Origin of the sequence: Sneathiella sp., from assembly GCF_036960985.1 — a bacterium.
In the GTDB taxonomy this organism is placed as follows: Bacteria; Pseudomonadota; Alphaproteobacteria; order Sneathiellales; family Sneathiellaceae; genus Sneathiella.
Genome location: NZ_JBALWD010000009.1, coordinates 128,402 through 146,060, shown reverse-complemented (window position 1 = coordinate 146,060; position 17,659 = coordinate 128,402). Strand labels below are relative to the sequence as shown.

General features: G+C 50.9%; 19 protein-coding genes and 1 tRNA gene. 18 read left to right on the top strand and 2 right to left on the bottom strand.

Annotation, left to right across the window (positions count from 1 at the left end):
- The 16 genes from V7723_RS07575 to V7723_RS07500 all read left to right on the top strand — a co-directional run.
- On the top strand, positions 1–755 hold a 755-nt coding region (locus V7723_RS07575), incomplete at its 5' end, for a hypothetical protein (RefSeq protein WP_335683846.1).
- A 12-nt stretch (positions 756–767) separates the two neighbouring features.
- Positions 768–2,003: a P22 phage major capsid protein family protein gene (locus tag V7723_RS07570; protein WP_335683845.1), complete on the top strand. Its 1,236-nt coding sequence runs from the start codon at positions 768–770 to the stop codon at positions 2,001–2,003.
- Positions 2,004–2,077: 74 nt separating this feature from the next.
- Positions 2,078–2,473 carry a hypothetical protein gene (locus V7723_RS07565; RefSeq protein ID WP_335683844.1) on the top strand — a complete coding sequence of 132 codons (396 nt, stop codon included), beginning with the start codon at positions 2,078–2,080 and terminating at the stop codon, positions 2,471–2,473.
- A gap of 84 nt (positions 2,474–2,557) precedes the next feature.
- Positions 2,558–3,004: a hypothetical protein gene (locus V7723_RS07560; protein WP_335683843.1), complete on the top strand. Its 447-nt coding sequence runs from the start codon at positions 2,558–2,560 to the stop codon at positions 3,002–3,004.
- Entirely contained in the window at positions 2,997–4,364 is a 1,368-nt protein-coding gene (locus tag V7723_RS07555) for a packaged DNA stabilization protein (protein WP_335683842.1), read from the top strand. The genes V7723_RS07560 and V7723_RS07555 overlap by 8 nt, the downstream gene beginning before the upstream one ends.
- Positions 4,361–4,648 carry a hypothetical protein gene (locus V7723_RS07550; RefSeq protein ID WP_335683841.1) on the top strand — a complete coding sequence of 96 codons (288 nt, stop codon included), beginning with the start codon at positions 4,361–4,363 and terminating at the stop codon, positions 4,646–4,648. The genes V7723_RS07555 and V7723_RS07550 overlap by 4 nt, the downstream gene beginning before the upstream one ends.
- The gene (locus V7723_RS07545) at positions 4,645–5,043 is read left to right on the top strand and encodes a hypothetical protein (protein WP_335683840.1); all 399 of its coding nucleotides are present in this window, start codon (positions 4,645–4,647) and stop codon (positions 5,041–5,043) included. Before V7723_RS07550 ends, V7723_RS07545 begins: the two co-directional genes overlap by 4 nt.
- Complete coding sequence (locus tag V7723_RS07540; RefSeq protein ID WP_335683839.1) at positions 5,033–5,884, top strand: tail fiber domain-containing protein; 852 nt, start codon at positions 5,033–5,035, stop codon at positions 5,882–5,884. The genes V7723_RS07545 and V7723_RS07540 overlap by 11 nt, the downstream gene beginning before the upstream one ends.
- Positions 5,865–6,980 (top strand): hypothetical protein, encoded by a 1,116-nt coding sequence (locus tag V7723_RS07535; RefSeq protein ID WP_335683838.1) that lies wholly within the window; start codon positions 5,865–5,867, stop codon positions 6,978–6,980. The genes V7723_RS07540 and V7723_RS07535 overlap by 20 nt, the downstream gene beginning before the upstream one ends.
- Before the next feature lie 2 nt (positions 6,981–6,982).
- Positions 6,983–12,157 (top strand): LPD38 domain-containing protein, encoded by a 5,175-nt coding sequence (locus V7723_RS07530; RefSeq protein WP_335683837.1) that lies wholly within the window; start codon positions 6,983–6,985, stop codon positions 12,155–12,157.
- Between the two features lie 44 nt (positions 12,158–12,201).
- Positions 12,202–12,429, top strand: a complete 228-nt coding sequence (locus tag V7723_RS07525; protein WP_335683836.1) for a hypothetical protein — start codon at positions 12,202–12,204, stop codon at positions 12,427–12,429.
- Positions 12,430–12,486: 57 nt separating this feature from the next.
- Positions 12,487–13,833, top strand: a complete 1,347-nt coding sequence (locus V7723_RS07520; RefSeq protein WP_335683835.1) for a hypothetical protein — start codon at positions 12,487–12,489, stop codon at positions 13,831–13,833.
- 17 nt (positions 13,834–13,850) lie between these two features.
- On the top strand, positions 13,851–14,144 hold the full coding sequence (locus V7723_RS07515) for a hypothetical protein (protein ID WP_335683834.1): 294 nt from the start codon (positions 13,851–13,853) through the stop codon (positions 14,142–14,144).
- Positions 14,141–14,458 (top strand): phage holin family protein, encoded by a 318-nt coding sequence (locus tag V7723_RS07510; RefSeq protein WP_335683833.1) that lies wholly within the window; start codon positions 14,141–14,143, stop codon positions 14,456–14,458. Before V7723_RS07515 ends, V7723_RS07510 begins: the two co-directional genes overlap by 4 nt.
- Before the next feature lie 13 nt (positions 14,459–14,471).
- A complete protein-coding gene (locus V7723_RS07505; protein ID WP_335683832.1) occupies positions 14,472–14,825 on the top strand; it encodes a D-Ala-D-Ala carboxypeptidase family metallohydrolase in 354 nt (117 codons plus the stop codon).
- Positions 14,826–14,837: 12 nt separating this feature from the next.
- Positions 14,838–15,560: an alpha/beta fold hydrolase gene (locus tag V7723_RS07500; RefSeq protein WP_335683831.1), complete on the top strand. Its 723-nt coding sequence runs from the start codon at positions 14,838–14,840 to the stop codon at positions 15,558–15,560.
- 31 nt (positions 15,561–15,591) lie between these two features.
- On the opposite strand, the gene V7723_RS07495 is transcribed toward V7723_RS07500, so the two are convergent.
- Positions 15,592–15,837, bottom strand: a complete 246-nt coding sequence (locus V7723_RS07495; protein WP_335683830.1) for a hypothetical protein — start codon at positions 15,835–15,837, stop codon at positions 15,592–15,594.
- Positions 15,838–16,086: 249 nt separating this feature from the next.
- Between V7723_RS07495 and V7723_RS07490 the strand changes: the two genes are divergently transcribed.
- Together V7723_RS07490 and V7723_RS07485 are read left to right on the top strand one after the other, a co-directional pair.
- Positions 16,087–16,161 (top strand) — tRNA-Thr (locus tag V7723_RS07490).
- A 51-nt stretch (positions 16,162–16,212) separates the two neighbouring features.
- Positions 16,213–17,313 (top strand): site-specific integrase, encoded by a 1,101-nt coding sequence (locus V7723_RS07485; protein ID WP_335683829.1) that lies wholly within the window; start codon positions 16,213–16,215, stop codon positions 17,311–17,313.
- On the opposite strand, the gene V7723_RS07480 is transcribed toward V7723_RS07485, so the two are convergent.
- Positions 17,310–17,591: a hypothetical protein gene (locus V7723_RS07480; RefSeq protein ID WP_335683828.1), complete on the bottom strand. Its 282-nt coding sequence runs from the start codon at positions 17,589–17,591 to the stop codon at positions 17,310–17,312. The genes V7723_RS07485 and V7723_RS07480 overlap by 4 nt on opposite strands.
- Positions 17,592–17,659 lie beyond the last annotated feature (68 nt).

Below are 17,659 nucleotides of genomic sequence, written 5' to 3'. Positions count from 1 at the left end.
CGGATAAGCTGACAGGCAAGGTCAAAGGTGCGACCAAACGGGCGGACAAGGCAACCGAAGAGCTCGAGGCAGCTAAGGAACAAATTGCAGTTCTGAAGCTTGCTGTTGACAGCAACACTTCGAAACCTGAACCCAAAGAGCCCAACCCTGAAGAGTTTGAATTAGGTTACGAGGATCCGGAATACCGACAGGCACTCCGGACCTACAATGCTTATGAAACTAAAAAAACTGTTGATAAATCTCTTGAAGTTCAGGAGGCCAAGCAACAGCAGGAAGCCACTCGTCAGCGCAACGAAGCCAAACTCGAGGAAAATGCCAAGGCGCATTATCAACGAGCAGCCAAGTTGAAAGTTAGTGATTACGGCAAAGTTGAAGACGTGGCTCTAGAAAAAATCGGTACAAACTTAGCCAATATCATCATTAACAACTTCGAAGAGAGCGAGCTAATCCTCTTCCACCTCGGAAAAAATGAGGATACGGCTGAGGAGCTCGTTGAACTCGCGACCAGCAATCCAGTGATGGCTATCAGAAAGCTCGATAAAATCGTCACCGGAATCAAGCCTGCAAAAAGAACCACAACAACCCCCGAACCCGATGATCTTGTTCAGAGTGGCGCTCCGTCTCGCGCGGAATCCGCTCGAAAGAAATACGACCGGCTTCTCGAAAAGGCGCAGGATTCTAGCAATACCAACGCCATGAACGAGCTGCGAGTTTTCCGCAAGAAAATGAAGGCGAAAGGGATAACCTTCGACTAAGGAATAGTAACTATGAATGATTTTTCGAAACAGGAAGTTGTCCTGTTCAATATGGTGGTCGATGGCTTCGACACCGACAACACAGTGGCCAAACGTGCTGCGAAATTTTCCAAGCCTGGAAAAGATATGCAGGACATGGGCGATACAGTTTGGCGGCCTTCAGCCATGATCTCGACGGTTGTCGAGGGGCTTGATGTCTCTTCAGCCTTTGGGACTGTAAGCGAGCTCTCTGTACCGGCTACGCTGTCAACGATCACCAACGTAGCTTGGCAATTGGACGCCAAGGAATTGCGTAACCCGGACTACATGAAGCGAAAAGCCCGTTCGGGCTATCAGGCTCTATCGGCGGCGGTCAACCGAAGTATTGCCCTCGCCATTAAAAACAGAGGGTCATTGGCCATTGCCCGTACTGGTGCATTGACGGGATACGACGATATTGCGGCGGTTAATGCACTAATGAAGAAAAACGATATCGTCGGAAATCAAACGATGATTTTGAATCCCGACGATTACAACGGCATGGCGGGCAACATTGCCGCGCGAACTCTTACGAAACGATCGGAGGATGCGTATAGCGAGGCCTATCTTGGCAACGTTGCAGGCTTCGAGACTTTCAATACAGCGTTCTCGCCGCCAATGACTGCTCAGGCTGCCACGCCAACTGTCAATGGTGCACAGCGATATGTTCCGACTGCTATGTCGACGGCTGCGACTGGTGAAAAAGCCCTTGTTGATAATCGGCAGATGTCACTCACTATCTCGTCAACGGCTGGCCTTAATGTTGGTGACAAGTTCAACATTCCGAATGTGAATGCGCTCTCTCATATCAACAAATATGATACGGGTGCGCTCAAAACCTTCACAATTCTTTCGGTTGACACTGGTACGACGATGACGATCTCGCCGCCTATTGTTGTGGGTGACGGATCTTCTGATATCGAAGATGACTATGCAAACTGCACAGCCGTTGCAGCGAACTCCGCACAATTGGCTTTCTTGAATGCAAATGCGGCGAATGCGAACACCTTCTTTATTGATGACAGCATCGAGATCTTCTCGGGGCGCTTGGCATTCGACAATATGCCTGGTGTTGCTGTCATGCGGGCAATGACCGACAGCGGACTAGAAATAGTCTTTGCCAAAGGCGGTGATGTTGGAACCGGTAAGTTGTCAAGTCGTTTGACGATCTTCCACGGTGCGACGAACCTTAACCCTGAAATGAACGGGGTGATGTTCGGCGGTCAATAATTGACGGCTAATAGATGATACAGAGGGCGGCCATTCGGTCGCCCTTTTTTATTTCCAACCAAGAGGAGGCGACAATGCCTAAAAAGACACAAGGATTTGATGAAGAGGGACACGCGAAATGGTTTGAAGGGGATGTTCTTCCCGTAGGCTTCACCCGCGATGATCCGACGGCCGCAGAAGCAGGCGAAGAACCTGAAGATCAGGACGATCCTGAAAAGCAGGAAGAAGAAACAGAGGATGAGGGCAGCGAAGATACAGAGCCTACCATGACGGAAGACGAGGCGAGGGCACGAGCGGCATTCCTCGCATCGTTCAGCTATGACGATGCCATGAAGACTAAAACCAAGGACGATCTTGCCGCGTATGCCAAATCCTATGGCTACGAACTCGATGCCGAGCAAACGCGCAAGGAAATGATGACGGCCCTTTCTGCACAGTATGAGGCTGAAACAACGGACGAGGACGAGTAAAACTATAAGACACTCAGTCAGTTTTTCATCACCAATGAGCCCGGATTTATTCCGGGCTTTTTTATCAGTTATAGAGGTTCAAACATGACCACAGGAACGAAGATCATCGAAAGGGCATTGAGCGAAATCAACGCACATTCTGCCGTCATGCCTGCCCCTCCGGAAAGCTACTCCGTTGCTCTCGTAAAGCTCAATTCCATGATCGCCACTTGGCTCAAGAAAGGTATCGATATGGGCGCGGCGCAGCTGACCGTAGCCGGTGACGAGCTGTATGAGCCTGAAGATGCCACCAATGGGATTGTTTATAATCTCGCTATCCATTGTGCGCCTTCAATGGACAACGGAACAACTGTCGTTTCCCGCGAGCTCCGGGCGCTTGCGATCAAAGGGGAAAACGATATCAGCGACTTTTATCAGAAGTTCAATACACCAAAGAAAAAAACATCCTCAACACTCCCTCGAGGAGCTGGCAACAAAACCGGACTTTGGAACGATCCATTCTTCCCAAAGGGGCACGAGTTAGATGGGTAGAGTTCCATTCCCATTGGGGTTTGATGGTGTCAAAGAGATACCGTCGACCCGGCGAACGCTCAAGAATTGCTTTAACAATGGGGAAGGCTTGATCTTTCAACGGCCAGGGATCGAGACCATAAGCACACCGGGCGGTGTTTCACGTGGAACATTCGTCTGGAACGGTTTTCACTACGTCGTCTCATCAAATGACTTGCTTCGGATCGATAACGTTGAGACCGGCTCCTATACCAATGTAGGCACGATCGCAGGCACCGCGCAGATAAAGGCCGATGTTGCTTTTAATCAGGCGGGCATTGTTGTTAAAGGCGGTGCGAATTACACCCTCGACAAGTCTGATGTTCTGGTCGACGTATCTGGTTTTCCATTTTTTCAGCCTTGCGTAGATGTAACCGTCATCAATCATCGGCATGTCTGGATTCCGGCAAATGGAGATCCTGCTTTTTATTCTGACGTTGGGGATGCATCGTCTATACAGGCAGAGTCCTTTTTCGATGCCGAGGAACTGCCAGACGCCAACCGGGCAGCATGGAACCTTCGCAACACTCTCGGCATTGGTGGATCCAACTCGATCGAGTTCTTTCGCGATACCGGAGCGGCAACAGCTCCCTTCCGACGCGTCTCTGGAGCTCGCGTTCTCGCGGGTGTGATTGGCGGACATATCGAGTATGAAGATACCATTGCCTTTGTTGGCCGGAAGAAAGATCAAGGGCCTGGCATCTATTCCCTGAGCGGCGGCGGGGCACCGCTGAAGTTGTCCAACGAAGCCGTTGATGAAATCCTAAATCAGTACAGTGAGGCAGAGCTCGCTGATACAATCGCCAACCGCATGGTCGATCGATATGGCCACGATATTCTGACCATGACTTTCAAGCGCCACTCTCTCGGCTTCTTCAAAGGTGCGTGGTTCGAGATGGACTCACGAGTGGGGGATATTCAAAAGCCCTGGGCCGGTGGCTTTATCCGGCAGATCGAAGGAACATATTACAGCTCGTATCGCGGTAGCTTTGGCAAACTGAGCGCGGTCAATACTGATTTTGGCGAGCGCATGCTTCGCGTGATCGATATGGGTTTTGAAAAGGAAATGCTGGATTATTTCACATGCCACAGCATCGAGCTCGGTATTGGGCAAGGTGGCAATTCCGTAGCGGGATCCGTCGCCCTTATGATGAGCCGTGACAATGTGAATTATGGTCAACCTTTTTTTAACTCTCTCGGTGCCCTTGGAGAATACGCGGCGCGGCTTCGGTGGAAATATCCCGGAGGCCTTGGCCGCTATAACGGTTTCATGGGGATGCGGCTTTATTGCACCGAAGATATCAATTTCTCCTGCTCCTATCTGAAGGCAGAATTAAAATGACGATCAAGACAAAGCCCGATCACGGAGAACCTGTCATTGAGAAGGGTGGGATTATCGGGTGGCTATTTCAGACTTTCATTGATGATGTTGACGCACGGCTCAACGATGATCTTCTCGGGCCGGTCCTGAAGGTGCCCACAAAATACACAGTCTTAACTGTTCCCGATGCCGGGAAATACGAGGCCGCGATCATCTATGTCAGTAATGATGCGGGCGGCGCAGTGCTGGCTTTCAGTGATGGAACGAACTGGCGGCGCGTAACAGATCGAGCTGTTATTTCGTGATTACGGAGACGCGCGACTTTCGCAAGATCGGCAAGTTCACACCATGGAAAACGAACCTCTCGCCACTCGTTCGCTATGTGATGGATATCAAAGACGGACAGGATCGCGGCATCTGGGCATTCGAACCTTACCTCGATGGGATGCTCATTCATGGATGCACGAACCTGAAGGGGTTGGATGTAAAGATCTCTGTCAGACAAGCGTTGAAATGGGCCTTTGAGACTCTCGATTGTTCGGTAATTTACAGCGTGGCAGAAAAAGGCCGGCAAGATATCCAAGTCATGTCGATCGCGGCCGGTGGTCGGCGCTCACATACAAAGGGCGACAATGTTTATTTCAAAATAGAGGCCGAAGATATGTCATGCACAAGAAAGGTTTTTGATCATGGGCGGTAATAGTTTTCTAGGAAAGGTCGCTGACCCGTTAGGTTTTTGGTCAGAGGATACTTCGGCGCGAGATGCGGCAGAACTCGAAGCGGCCGCAAACCGAAATGCGGTTAAAGAAATTCAGAGACAATTCAATCTGACGCAAGACAATATTGCGCCGAACATTGCTGCAGGACAAGAAGCTTTGCCGGGCCTGCAACAAGGTGCCACGGTTGAGGGGCTCGATGCGCGGCTTGATGAGATCTTCAACTCTGACATCTTCGGCAGCCTGGTTGAGGAACGGACGCAGGCCGTCGAAGGGCAGCTCGCGGCTGGCGGCCTTATGAGATCCGGCGCGGGCGTAGAGGCGGCGGCGGCGGTCCCGCAAGATATAGGGCTTGCCCTCGAGGCGCTTCTCTCCGGCCGCGAAAGTGAACTCGTTGGATCTGGACAGAATGCCGCTCTCGGTCTCGGAGCTATTGGCAATCAATCATCTGGACAAATTGCCGATTATCTTGGTGCGAGCGGTAGGGCTCGATCTGCTGGCATCGTTACCGACGCGCAATCCGAGGCCGCTAAAAGGCAAGGCGCTGTTACGACAGGTGCGACCGTCGCGGCCATGTTCTTCTCGGATATCCGACTGAAGGAGAACATCGAGAAGATCTCCGACGTGCGCGGGCTTGGTATCTATCAATGGGATTGGCGGCCGGAGACGGACGGAACGCTCGTCGAGCTCTGCGGAAACATCGGCTTTATGGCGCATGAAGTCCAGGACGTATATCCCGAATTCGTCCATGAATTTTCAGGTATCAAAGTGATCAATTATCCGGCACTTCTCAAGGAGCTCGAAAATGGCGACAATTTACAATAGTCGAGGCTCTAGCCTTGTCCCGGATCCCACGGAAGCACTCCGCGTTCTTCTGACAGGTTTTGGCACAAAGCAGCAACGTCAAGACCGCCAGATTGCGCTCGACGACAGGCAAACAACGATCGATGAACGGAAGCAGAGTAAAGCCGACATATCGACCGCTCTTACTGATCTCTTCCAGGGCCGCCAAACACAGGCTGCAAGTGGGCAGGTGCCGACGGCTAACGACGTTCGGGTTGAAACTGGCAAACTGACACGCCTTGCCGCTCTCAATCCGCAACTTGCCAAGACCGTGTCTGAGATCCTTAAATCCGGTGACAAACAGCAAATGGCCATTGTCGGAGAGCAGGCCGAGGAGGGTGTTCGTTTGGCGACGCAACTCAAGGCCGAACCTGATTTAGCTAGCCGCAAGAGAAAGCTTGCGGAAATCGCCCGTTCTTACTCCTTGGAAAACAAGCCGCTCAATCGTCTCGTTCAGCTTTCCAACATGTCAGAAGGTCAACTCGACACTGAACTAGACCGTATGATCTTCGCTGGCCAAAGCACGCAAGAAATACTTGCGCCTGCAAAGCCCGCGAAGACACGCGAGGTCAAGGACGGAGACACCATCAGAACGGAAGAATGGGATCCGGCAACCCGTAAATGGAAAACACTCGCCAAGTCACCACGCTTTAACGAGAGCCGCGAAGGCGACAACCGTACAGATTTCCTAATCGACAACGATCGCAAGATCCTCCTTCAGAAGCTAAAGGGAACCACCCCGGAGGAGCTCCTGAAGCGCACAGTCAAAAGCACGGATACAGGCTTCCCGAATGAGGAATATGATCCGCAGCTCACGACACAAATTCGCAATGCTCTCAAAAAGAAAAAGGGCGATGATCCTGATTTTGATAAGTATCAGCAGCTCTTTGCCGGTGCCCAACCGGAAACCACGCCGGTGCCAGTTCCAAAGCCGAAACCAAAAGAGGATGAAGGCGAGGATATCGCATCAATACCACAAGGCGCTATTCGAATGCTGCAAGCCCGACCTGATCTAGCAGCACAGTTTGACGCCAAATATGGACGGGGCGCCGCAAGCAGGATTCTCCGGAGAGAATAAGTATGTCTAATGTTTTTGATCAGTTTGATGAAACTGCCGTGGCTCCTCTTGCGGCAGCGAAGCCGTCCGCAACCCTTGAGCAGACGCAAGGGCCAGCGGGCGGCGATCGCGGGAATGTCTTCGACCAGTTTGATGCAGCTGACGAAGACGATCGGCCCTTCTTTTCATTTACGGAAACTGATCCTAAGAAGCTCTCCTCATTTCAAAGCGCGATATCTAGCGGCATTCAAGGTTTTGGTGGCGTGATTGCAGACACGCTGAAGGCCGGAGCTATTGCCGATGCGAAGATGGGTTTCATCGATAAGCCTGAAGACGGCATTTTATTTCAGGCCGGTGAATGGATTTCCGATTTACTGAAGGAAAAAGCCCCGGTTAATCCTGACGAGCAGGGTACGCTCCCCGACAAGATTGGATCTGGCCTTGGATCCACGGCCGGTTTTCTTGCGGGTGGTCTGGCTGGCGGAACTTCAAAGGGTGCTCTTGCTATGGCGGGCGTCCTGGGCTCGGGCTCACAAGCTACAAATCAATATATGGATGCGCTCGATAATGGTGCCTCGATCGATGACGCCTACAATGCAGCGGGCCTTGGAGCACTTGTCGGCAGCACGGAGGCGGTCCCGATCGTAAAGCTTCTCGATCGTCTCGATAAGGGCACAAGTGGCGGCATAAAAAGGATCATCATCAACGCAGCCAAGGGCGGTACTGAAGAAGGTTTGCAAGAAGCCTTTCAATCAATTGCCAGCAACCTGATTGCGTCCGACCTGGTCAAGTATGATGCGGAGCGTAAAACTTTCGAAAGTACGGGCGAGGATGCGGGGATTGGTTTCGGAATTGGCGCTTTGTTCAATACTGTTGCATCGATATTCGGCCTGAAGGCCCGTGGACGGCCGTCAACAGATTCCGCGCCCATTGAGAGCCAAGAAACGGAAACAACCCGCCCTGAGTCAGTACAGGAAGAGGAGGCCGCTGTTGCCGACGATAGCGAAGTCAATGTGTTCGACGAATTCGACGATAAGCCGGTCAGAGACACGGTCGCGGATCCGGACGCCCCGCCAGTAACAGAAAGCGAAACGGCAGAACCAGAAGGGGATACGACAGGAAGCTTTCAACCGAAATTAACAACAGACGATAGCCAGAAAATACGCGATTTGGGGGATACGATCACTCAAACGATAAAGGCGCATCCTGAATATAATCCCGGCAAAACGGGTACGGAACCTGACGCTATTCATGAACTGTCAACGGCTTCCGTGTCTCTCAACGGTGCTAATTCGAGACTTGGAACAGAACTTACTCAACGTGATTTTGGATTGCCGTTTGGTACTCTTCAACGCGAGAAATCTGATATTAAAGAATCCATTGCGTGGATAAACGAAAATGCAGCGGAAGCAGTTAAGGTTCTGAAGAAGCATGGTGTTGACTTCGATTTCAAACCTCTGAGCTATGAAACATATTCCGCACCGCCAATTGATTACAATGAATTTACAAAGGAAAAGCACACTGCTCTTGCTGATGAGCTTCTTTCGTCTCTGAAAACAGGAGACGTTTTTCATGTCAACGACAAGGCACTTGTCGTTACCAAATCGAACAAAGCCGGTCTTGTCTTTCAGATTCAGCATAACGGCGGCGAGGCTTTTAAGATTGGCAGCGATCGATTTAAAAATCTCCGCGATTTGATTGCGACTTCATTCTGGAAAAAAGAGTTTGGCCTCGAACAGAAAAGCACAGGAAGTCTCGACCGCATCTTAAAAAGATCTTCCAAACTTGAAAAAAATGAAGACGGTATCTGGACGCTGGTTGAAGGCAAGCAAACAGAGAAAAAGTCTCCTCCAAAAGCCGCCGTATTATCCGAACAAGGAGAACTATCCTTCAGCCGTGCACCGGCCGCAAACCAGACACAAGCTTTTGAGGCGGGTGATAAGCATGTCGGAATGCGGCAGGATGATGCAGGCTCCGGCACTCGTGATATGGAAGATCCTATCCGCCGTGATGCGATCCTGAAGGATTTCTCGAGCGCGATCGGTGTCCCGATTTATAAGGGTCGGATATCCCCTCAAAGCAAGGCCCTCGGTTTCTACCGTAACGGTGTTGAAGAGATCAGGCTTCGCAATGGAAACGACATCGAAGTTGCTGCCCACGAGGTCGCCCATCTTCTCGATGATCGGGTTCCGGAGCTTTCAAAACAATGGAAGGGCAAGAACCGAAACAAGGTGCATGTCGATGAACTGCGGGGCGTCTCGTATGACAAGAAAAAGCTCAATGAGGGCTTTGCTGAATTTGTTCGTTTGTGGACGACGCAACCGGATAAGGCCGCCGATCGTGCGCCAAGTTTCAATGGTTGGTTCAATGACTTTGTCGCAGCTTCCGAACACGGCCCTGCGCTCCTGAAGGCGCGCGAGGATATGTTGGCGTGGTTTAATCAAGATGCGCTCAAACGAGCACGCTCCAAGATTGGCGCTGCAGACGAAGTATTGCCGACAGATCTCAAAGGAAGACTACGGCAAGCCGTTGTCGATGATCTGCATGGGCTGAAGGTCATGGAGCAGGACTTGACGGGCGAGATTGCGCCGGTTGGTTTGTATGAGACAGCACGGCTTTCGCGCGCCAAACATTCGATGATCGAAGGAGCTCTCACTATCGGAGCTCCGCAAGTTAATGGTGATGGTTCTCACAGCTTTGTCGGCAAAGGCCTGAAGCAGATCCTCGAGCCGGTCGCCAATAGGCAAGAAGAATTCTGGACCTATGCGGCCGGTCGATCTGCGCGGGAACTCATGGGGCAGGGGCGAGAGCATCTGTTCACGAAGAACGAGATTGCCGCCATGACAAATCTCGAGACGCCAGCCTTCAAAAAAGCGTTCGACGAATATCAGATCTGGAATGGCAAGATCCTGGACTTTGCCGAGGCAAAAGGTGTCATCAATGCAGCAAGCCGCAACATGTGGAAACGTGCTGAGTACATTCCTTTCTATCGTGTTGGTGCTCGTGGTGCGAAAGGATCCAAGGGTACAGAAGGCAATTGGAAAGGGATCCAACGGCTCACGGGCGGTACTGAAAACTTGCAGGATATTGCAAAGAATGTCGTTCAAAACGCGGCTACTCTGATTGATGTTTCTCTATCAAATGAGGTTCGCTTAGAGGCCGCAAAATTGGCAAAGGGTCCGCGCGGTGCCAAGTTCATGGCGCAGATCCCGAAGGAGCAAATACCGGTCTCGGTCGAAACTCCACAAATCGAACAAGCTTTGATTGACGCGATGGGAGCGGACAGCAAGCAGCAACTTCCGATCGATGTGCAAATCATGCTTGATCAAGTGGCTGCAGAACTCGGGCCCTATACTGAATTCATCATTCGCGGACAAGCACCACAAGGCGGCAATATCGTCGCGGCGCTTCAGAACGGCAAGCCGATCTTTTTCGAGGTGGCAGATCCGCTTGTGCTGAGATCCATGATCAGCCTTAACCGGCCGTCGAAAAGCTGGATTACCAGAATTCTCTCTCTTCCAAAGAGGATCGGGCAAGCGTCGATCACATTGACCCCTGATTTCATGGCCGCCAACCTTGCCCGGGATACGATGCTCGGCAGCATTATGTCGCGTTCGGGCTTTAAGCCGGTCCTGGACAGCTTGAACGGCATTAAGTCGCGCATTGCCCAGGATAAGAACTACAAGGATTTTATTGCCAATGGCGGAGGCTTCTCCTCGCACCTGGTCGACGAAGAAGCTTTCACGGCGCATCTTGAAAAGTTCTATACGAAGAAGGGAATCAATCCGCACAATGTCTTGAATGTTCCGCGCAAGCTTTTCTTTGCGTTGGAAGTCATGGCGGACGCGGTTGAAATGTCAACACGCCTTGGAGAGTTTCGGCGCGCTCAGGCGCTTGGTGAACATCCCCGACATGCAGCGTATCGGGCGCGAGAAGTATCGACTGACTTTGCCATGCGGGGCGGTGGGCTGAGGCGAGGACACGAGCTCCATGACAGGTTCGACGACGTCGCTGAGGCTGTTGGCTTTATGTACGACACGGTCATCTTTCTGAAAGCAGCAACGAACGGTATCGATCGGACTTACCGCGGCTTCACTGAGGACAAGAATAAAACGGCGATCGCGGTTAAGACGGGATTGATCGGTTTAGTGAGCGCGGCACTCTGGTATCTCAACAAAGACAATCCTCTTTATCAAGATCTCGAGGATTGGGATAAAGATACCAATTGGCATTTTTTCGTTCCCAAATTGGACGAGCCGGCCGATGCCCCGATCGAGGAGAGATTTCATCATTTCCGGTTCCCGAAACTATGGGAAATCGGCGCGGTGTCCTCGATAGCAGAGCGCACCATGGAGACGATCGAAACCGGGGATCCGGTCAAGGGTGCCAAGCATGTCGGAGATGTCGTGCTGTCAACCTTCGGTCTCGAGTATATCCCGCAGGCAATCGCACCATTCTATGAGGTTTATGCAAATAAGAACCGCTTTACCGGCCGACCTGTTGAGGGAATGGCACAGCAAGCCGTTCAGGAATGGGCGAGGGCCAACTTGTCAACGTCTCAGACTTTGCGTAAAGCAGGAGAGACCGTGCGGGATGTTCCTATTCTCAACAAGATATCGCCGGTTCAAGCGCAACATTTACTGCGGGGATACTTCAACACCTGGGCGACTTATGGTCTTTCAATATCGGATGCTATCTTTTTCGACAATGCGCCGGATCTCCGCGTTGATCAGTATCCGGTTATCAAACGGTTCTACAGACAAAACCCGTCTCGCTCCTCGAAAGCCGTCGGCGAATTCTATGATGCCCTGAAGGAAGCGACCGAGACGCGCCGGACAATCAAGCAGCTCCTTCTCAGTGATCGGGAGGCCATGGCAAGAGAGCAGGAATTCACTGAGGCGAACCGCCTTTATAAGCCGCTTACCAATGCCAGCAAGTTCATGAGAGGTTTTGGCGGCGAGATAAAAAAGGTCTACAACACGAAGGATCTGAGCGCCACTCAAGAGCTCGCCAAGAAGCAAAGTAAGATCGGCAAAGGCAACCTTGTTGTGAAGGCTCAGAGGGCAGGCGCTTGGAGAAGTATGGGCGCTCTCAAGGCTATGATGATCGATAATCTCGTGACGAAACGGAACGATTTTGCCAAGAAAGTGATCGAAGATATGCGCAAAAGCGGCAAGGCGGAAGAGGCGCCGCAATAGCTAACCGACTTGCACTCGAGCATATTGATGTGCATATATACAGCATGAAAAAACTAATTTTGATAATCGCTATGGTTTCGCTCGTCGGATGTACGAGGGCGATTTTGGCGAATGAACATGGTGTTACCTATGACCGTGTAGGTATTGCGAAACGGGCGAAAGTGGCGGTTGCAGCCGAGAAGCATTGCCAGAAATACGACAAGCACGCAATTCTTATAAGCGATGCGGGCAGCGTCGGGGCCTTGGGAATGCTCTCGTTTAAATGTGAGTAGAATTACTTAAATATTGAGTGAAACAGGCCCTTCGGGGCCTTTTTTTATGAGGAAATCATGGCAGCAAGAATTGACGAACGGACACAATTCGAGGACGACGGCGGATTGCCGATCGTTGATGGCAAGATCTATATCGGCGTTGTTGGGCTTGATCCAAAACTCAACCCGTTAGGTATCTTTTCCAACCGTGAATTGACGGATGCACTCGCCAATCCGCAATCGACAGACGCCTTCGGTCGATCGCTCAACAAGATTTGGGTGCCAGGCAGATACTCAATTCTAGTTGAAGATGCGGCCGGAGTTCAGAAGTTGCTGGACCTTGATAGTGGTACACTTGGGAATGTCGGATACACAGCCGTCTATGATGTTCTTGGAACAAATGCCATTACCGGTACTGCTTCAACAACGATCAGCTCGTATGTTGATCTGCAAGCCTACGTCCTTAAAATCTTTGCCGATAATGACGGTTCAGCAACTCTCGATATCGATGGAGTCGGGGCAACGCCCATTACAAAATACGGTGATCAGCCGTTGAGCGGCGGCGAGCTGAAACAGGGCGAAATCAGGATCTTTGTCCGGAACGAAAGCAATGATCGGTTCGAGCTGCAAGATGCCGACGCGGAAGCCATTATTACATTAATTACTGCGAACACGGCAGCCGTTGCAGCGAACACAGCTGAGATCGCATTGCGCGCTTATCCGCCTGAGTATTTCAATGGCTGCTTGCTCTCATCCAATGCCGTTGATGGCGAACACGATATCGATGTCACGGCAGGCCGGATGCGAGACAGCACGGACACGATCAATATCGTGATCGCGGCGCAAACTGTGCAGTGTGATGTGGTTTTTGGCACGGGCAGCGGGATCCTCGAGGATTCTCTTACGCTCTTACTTGATACCGAATATTATCCTTTTGCGATCGCCAAGGCGGCGGGTGCTGATCCGAAGTTGTTCCTGTTCAACGCTGCGGATCCCTCGGCCGATCTGCCAACGGACTACCTTTATTTTCGTGCACTCAATGACGGCAAACCCCTGCTTACAGATGGCAGTGCGAACCTCGTCAACACCTTCCATGGCGAATTTACAAGCCCTCCACAAACAATCTCAAATGCGGGGGATTTTGATCTGCCTCATGGATTGGGCGGATTCTCCACAGCCTTAGTAGCGTTCTTGATCTGCACGACAGATAGTGAAGGCTTTGTTGCTGGCGAGAAAATACCAGTCGCTCTTGGTCATCAATCTAGCAGTGTGCCGAACAGCATTACTTTGATTGAAACGGCGACAAATATCAAAGGGCAGTTCGCAGCTTACACGGAACCTTTTATTATTCCTCATGCGACAACCGGCGCAAATGCAAGTTTAACAAACGCAAACTTTGATTTTTACGTGAGGGCTTGGGCCTAAATACAGGAGTACCCGCCATGAAGTTCCTGCTCGCCGCCTTTTTGGCGGTTTTTTTATGTCCAAATTTGGCGTTGGCGCAATCGGCCTGTTTCAACCGCACCGATCTCATAAAGCATTTGAGCGGCAAGTTTGAAGAGGCACCGATCGCAGCCGGTCTCGCGGCGAATGGCAGCGTACTCGAGCTATTTGTAAGCCCTGAAGGTGAGACCTGGACAATCATTCTCACGCGGCCCGATGGGATTACTTGCGTTAAGGCATCTGGCGAAAGCTGGATGGGTATGAAGAAGCCTAAGAAGGAGAAGGTTCATTGATTGAAAAGCTTTTATCGTTGTTGCCAGGGGAACTACTGCAATCAGCCATATCGTTCTGTACGACCCTGATAGCCTCCGTATTTGGCCGCCTTCTGTATCACGTTCAGCTTTCACAAAAAGGCCTTCGCCGGTTCTTCTCTTGGCACCTGTTCTTTGAGCTCGCGACGGCTATCAGCATCGCTTTCGCAGCTGAAGGTATTGCCGCCTATTTCGGGCTGGAAGGCAAGCCTGCTTTCGCTGCGATCGTAGCGATTAGTTATATCGGCCCACGCGGCATTGAAGTGGCGTTCCAACGGTTCGTCAAATCTAAATAACTGGAGAACTGCCATGACACCCCATTTCACGAAAGAAGAGCTTGAATGCAAATGCGATTGCGGCATTGCGAATATTGCAGAAAAATCCCTAAATAAACTCGAAGATTTTCGGAATATGTTGGGTATTCCCTTCAAGCCGTTAAGTGCCGCCCGCTGTATTGCCCATAACAGAGCTGAAGGCGGCGGCAAAGACAGCCAGCATATTTCTACGAAAACCCGGAAATCAAAAGCCTTCGATATCCCCGAAGTCACGGACAAATATTACATGGCTTTCCTTGCAGGAAAGGCCGGTTTCAATGCGATCGGAATTTACTCCTGGGGGATTCATATCGATGACCGCGACACCCCTGCTTTCTGGATAGGCTAGAGGACTTTCACGATGACCAAAATAATAATGGTTCATGGCTACAACCATGACCCCGATGACCCTCGCCACACCGCCGACCGTTTAGGCGGAACGTATCCAATTTGGCGTGATATGCTGCAAGGAAACGACTTGGAGCCTCTGCACTGGTACTCAGGCAGAACCGGCATAAGCGGTCGATTGACGGCCATTAGAAACGGTTTTTGGCGCAATACCTATGCCTATGCCTATGAAGTTCTGGCCAAGAAGGCCGGTGAAAAGCTTGAGCAATTGGCTATGATCGATGCGTCGCGTAATCCTCAACGGTCAAGCGTCATTTGCCACAGCCTCGGATCTCGGGTTGCGCTGTATGCCATGGCCAAGCATCCTAATTGTTTCGACAGGATCTTGTTCCTTAACGCTGCTGAAACGGTCGACGTTGCAACACCTATCATCGAGAAGAATGACAAGACCAAGATTCTGAATGTCTGCGTTGAAAGTGATGACGTCCTTGCCATGATGGGAAGCTGGTTTGAACCTTTGCCCGGCCGTCATGACTGTATGGGGCAGGCCGGATTGAAAAGCTCGGCCAGCAATTTCGAGCAAGTATTTCTCGACGATCCAACAGAACAAGAAAAATACTGGCTTGAAAATGAATGGGCGCTCAGTGGTAACAATCCTGAAAGCATTGGCGATCATCACTTCAGTTATTTGTTCAGAGGGAATTGGCCGCTGTATCGCGACTTTTTCGCCTCATAAACTCCTGAAAATGAGACACAAGTGAGTTTGATTAGCGCGGATCACTCACAAACTCCGTTCCTGTGTAGCCGGGTGTCTTGGCAATCAGTGTCAAGCTGGCCTGTTTCCGCAAGCACATATCACACCGCGCATTCTCCCGTATCGATGCCAGAGACACATTCCCCAACTGCTCAAGCAACGCGATCGCTGTCGTTTGCTTTGCGTGTTGGCAATGAATGTTGTTGCAATTAATCCATATTGCTTCGCTGCATTCTTCTGCGTCTTTTAATGTGACCATCCCCATGCCATAGCATGAGGGGAAAGGGGAGAGTCAAAGGATCATTTCGTTGAGCGCAACAATATGGTTGATTCAGGTTTCTCCGGTTAACGAGAGAGAACAAAGGTGGTTCATTTTGTGCGAGTTTTGTGTCAAAGCCTGTACAGGTTCCTGCGATGTTCTGCCAAGATATGCAAAATGAAGTTTCTCGATAAACCCTTTGACATGCGCTGAGAACCTTATATATTCCGCGCTCTGCAACGCTATATTGCCGCCGTAGCTCAGGGGTAGAGCACTCCCTTGGTAAGGGAGAGGCCGGTGGTTCGAATCCACCCGGCGGCACCATAAAATCCCTTGAATATCAATATAATAGGTGGCTATAGTGCCTCTGCATCTATGCGTCGCAATACTAATGGTGTGAATAATGGTGGGGATTGTTGGAGTAAAGTCATGTCGGTCTACAAACGAAACGGCTCGCCATTCTACTATATGGATTTCGTAATCAATGGAATGCGCTACAAGGAATCTACTGAGGAGACTAAGAAGCGTGATGCGCAAGAGGTTGAGCGGCAATACCGAGCAGAGATAAAAGAGCGCCAAAAGCGATATGGAGTCGCTCCGGTGCCAACCTACTGGGCGGCCTCTCAGCACTACCTGGCGATTAAAGGCAAGACGAAGCAGACAGGCCGGGGGCAGTCAGCTAAAGGTGCTATGGCTCGAGATGTTGCCTACCATACCCGCCTCGTCGAATACTTTGGAGCCGAAACACCTGTCGATCAAATCACTCTTCCAAAAGTGGCAAAGTATGTCCAATCGAGAATATCATCTGATGTAGGCACGAAAGCTGTGAAAGCGTCGACTGTTAAACGTGAGCTGAATGACTTGAAGGCAGTTCTAAATAGAGCCAAGGAACTCTGCCCCGGATACGTACCTCCAGACTTTCCAAAGCTGAAAGACAGTGACGCACGAGTACGATACTTGAGTGCTGGGGAAGAGAGAGCGCTATTCCTGGAGTTGCCGAAGTGGCTTGCCGATGTTGTCTTGTTTGCGATGCATACAGGTGCCCGGAAGTCCGACATTCTTGATTTGCGTTGGAGAGATGTTCTGAGGGATGAAGCTGGGAAGGTTACAGCAGTCAGAGTTCCTAAGCCAAAGAGTAGAAACCCCTACCGCGTGCCAACCAGCCCCGCCGTTTCGAAAATGCTTGAAGGGCTAGATTCTATTAGTGAGGGCGATCATACTAATGTCTTCCGGGCGAGCCATGGAGGTCCAATTGCCGACCCGACGAGGGCATGGGAGACTGCAATTATAAGATCGGGAGTTGAGGATTTCGTATTTCACGACCTTCGCCATACGTTCGCAAGTAGACTGGTCTTGAAGGGTGTTGGATTGAAGCAAGTCTCAGAACTGATGGGACACGCGGACATTGCCATGACGATGAGATACGCTCACTTGGCACCTAGCGCGTTAGACGATGCCGTTAAGGTATTGGGTTAATTGCCTGTCAGAAGAGATTTAATATCGCTTTGCAAGCTATCAGACGATTTAGTAGTGAGTTTTGCATTGCGTCTGCGCTTAGTTGTTGATGGTAGCCTAGGACTAAGATCAACCCGATTGGGCAATTCACGGGTAGAATTTAGATATTCAAGGGCATCAGCTTTGAAGAACCGAGGCGATTTTCCCACGTAATGGCGGGGAAGCCCTAGCCTATCAAGCTGCCGAGTGGACACGCGAAGGTATCCCGCAGTTTCTGCACGGGTCATAATTTCTATCATATTGGTTGGTGATCCTTAAGGATTGGGCAAAGAAAAACCCGCCTCACTTGCGTGAGACGGGCTAAATT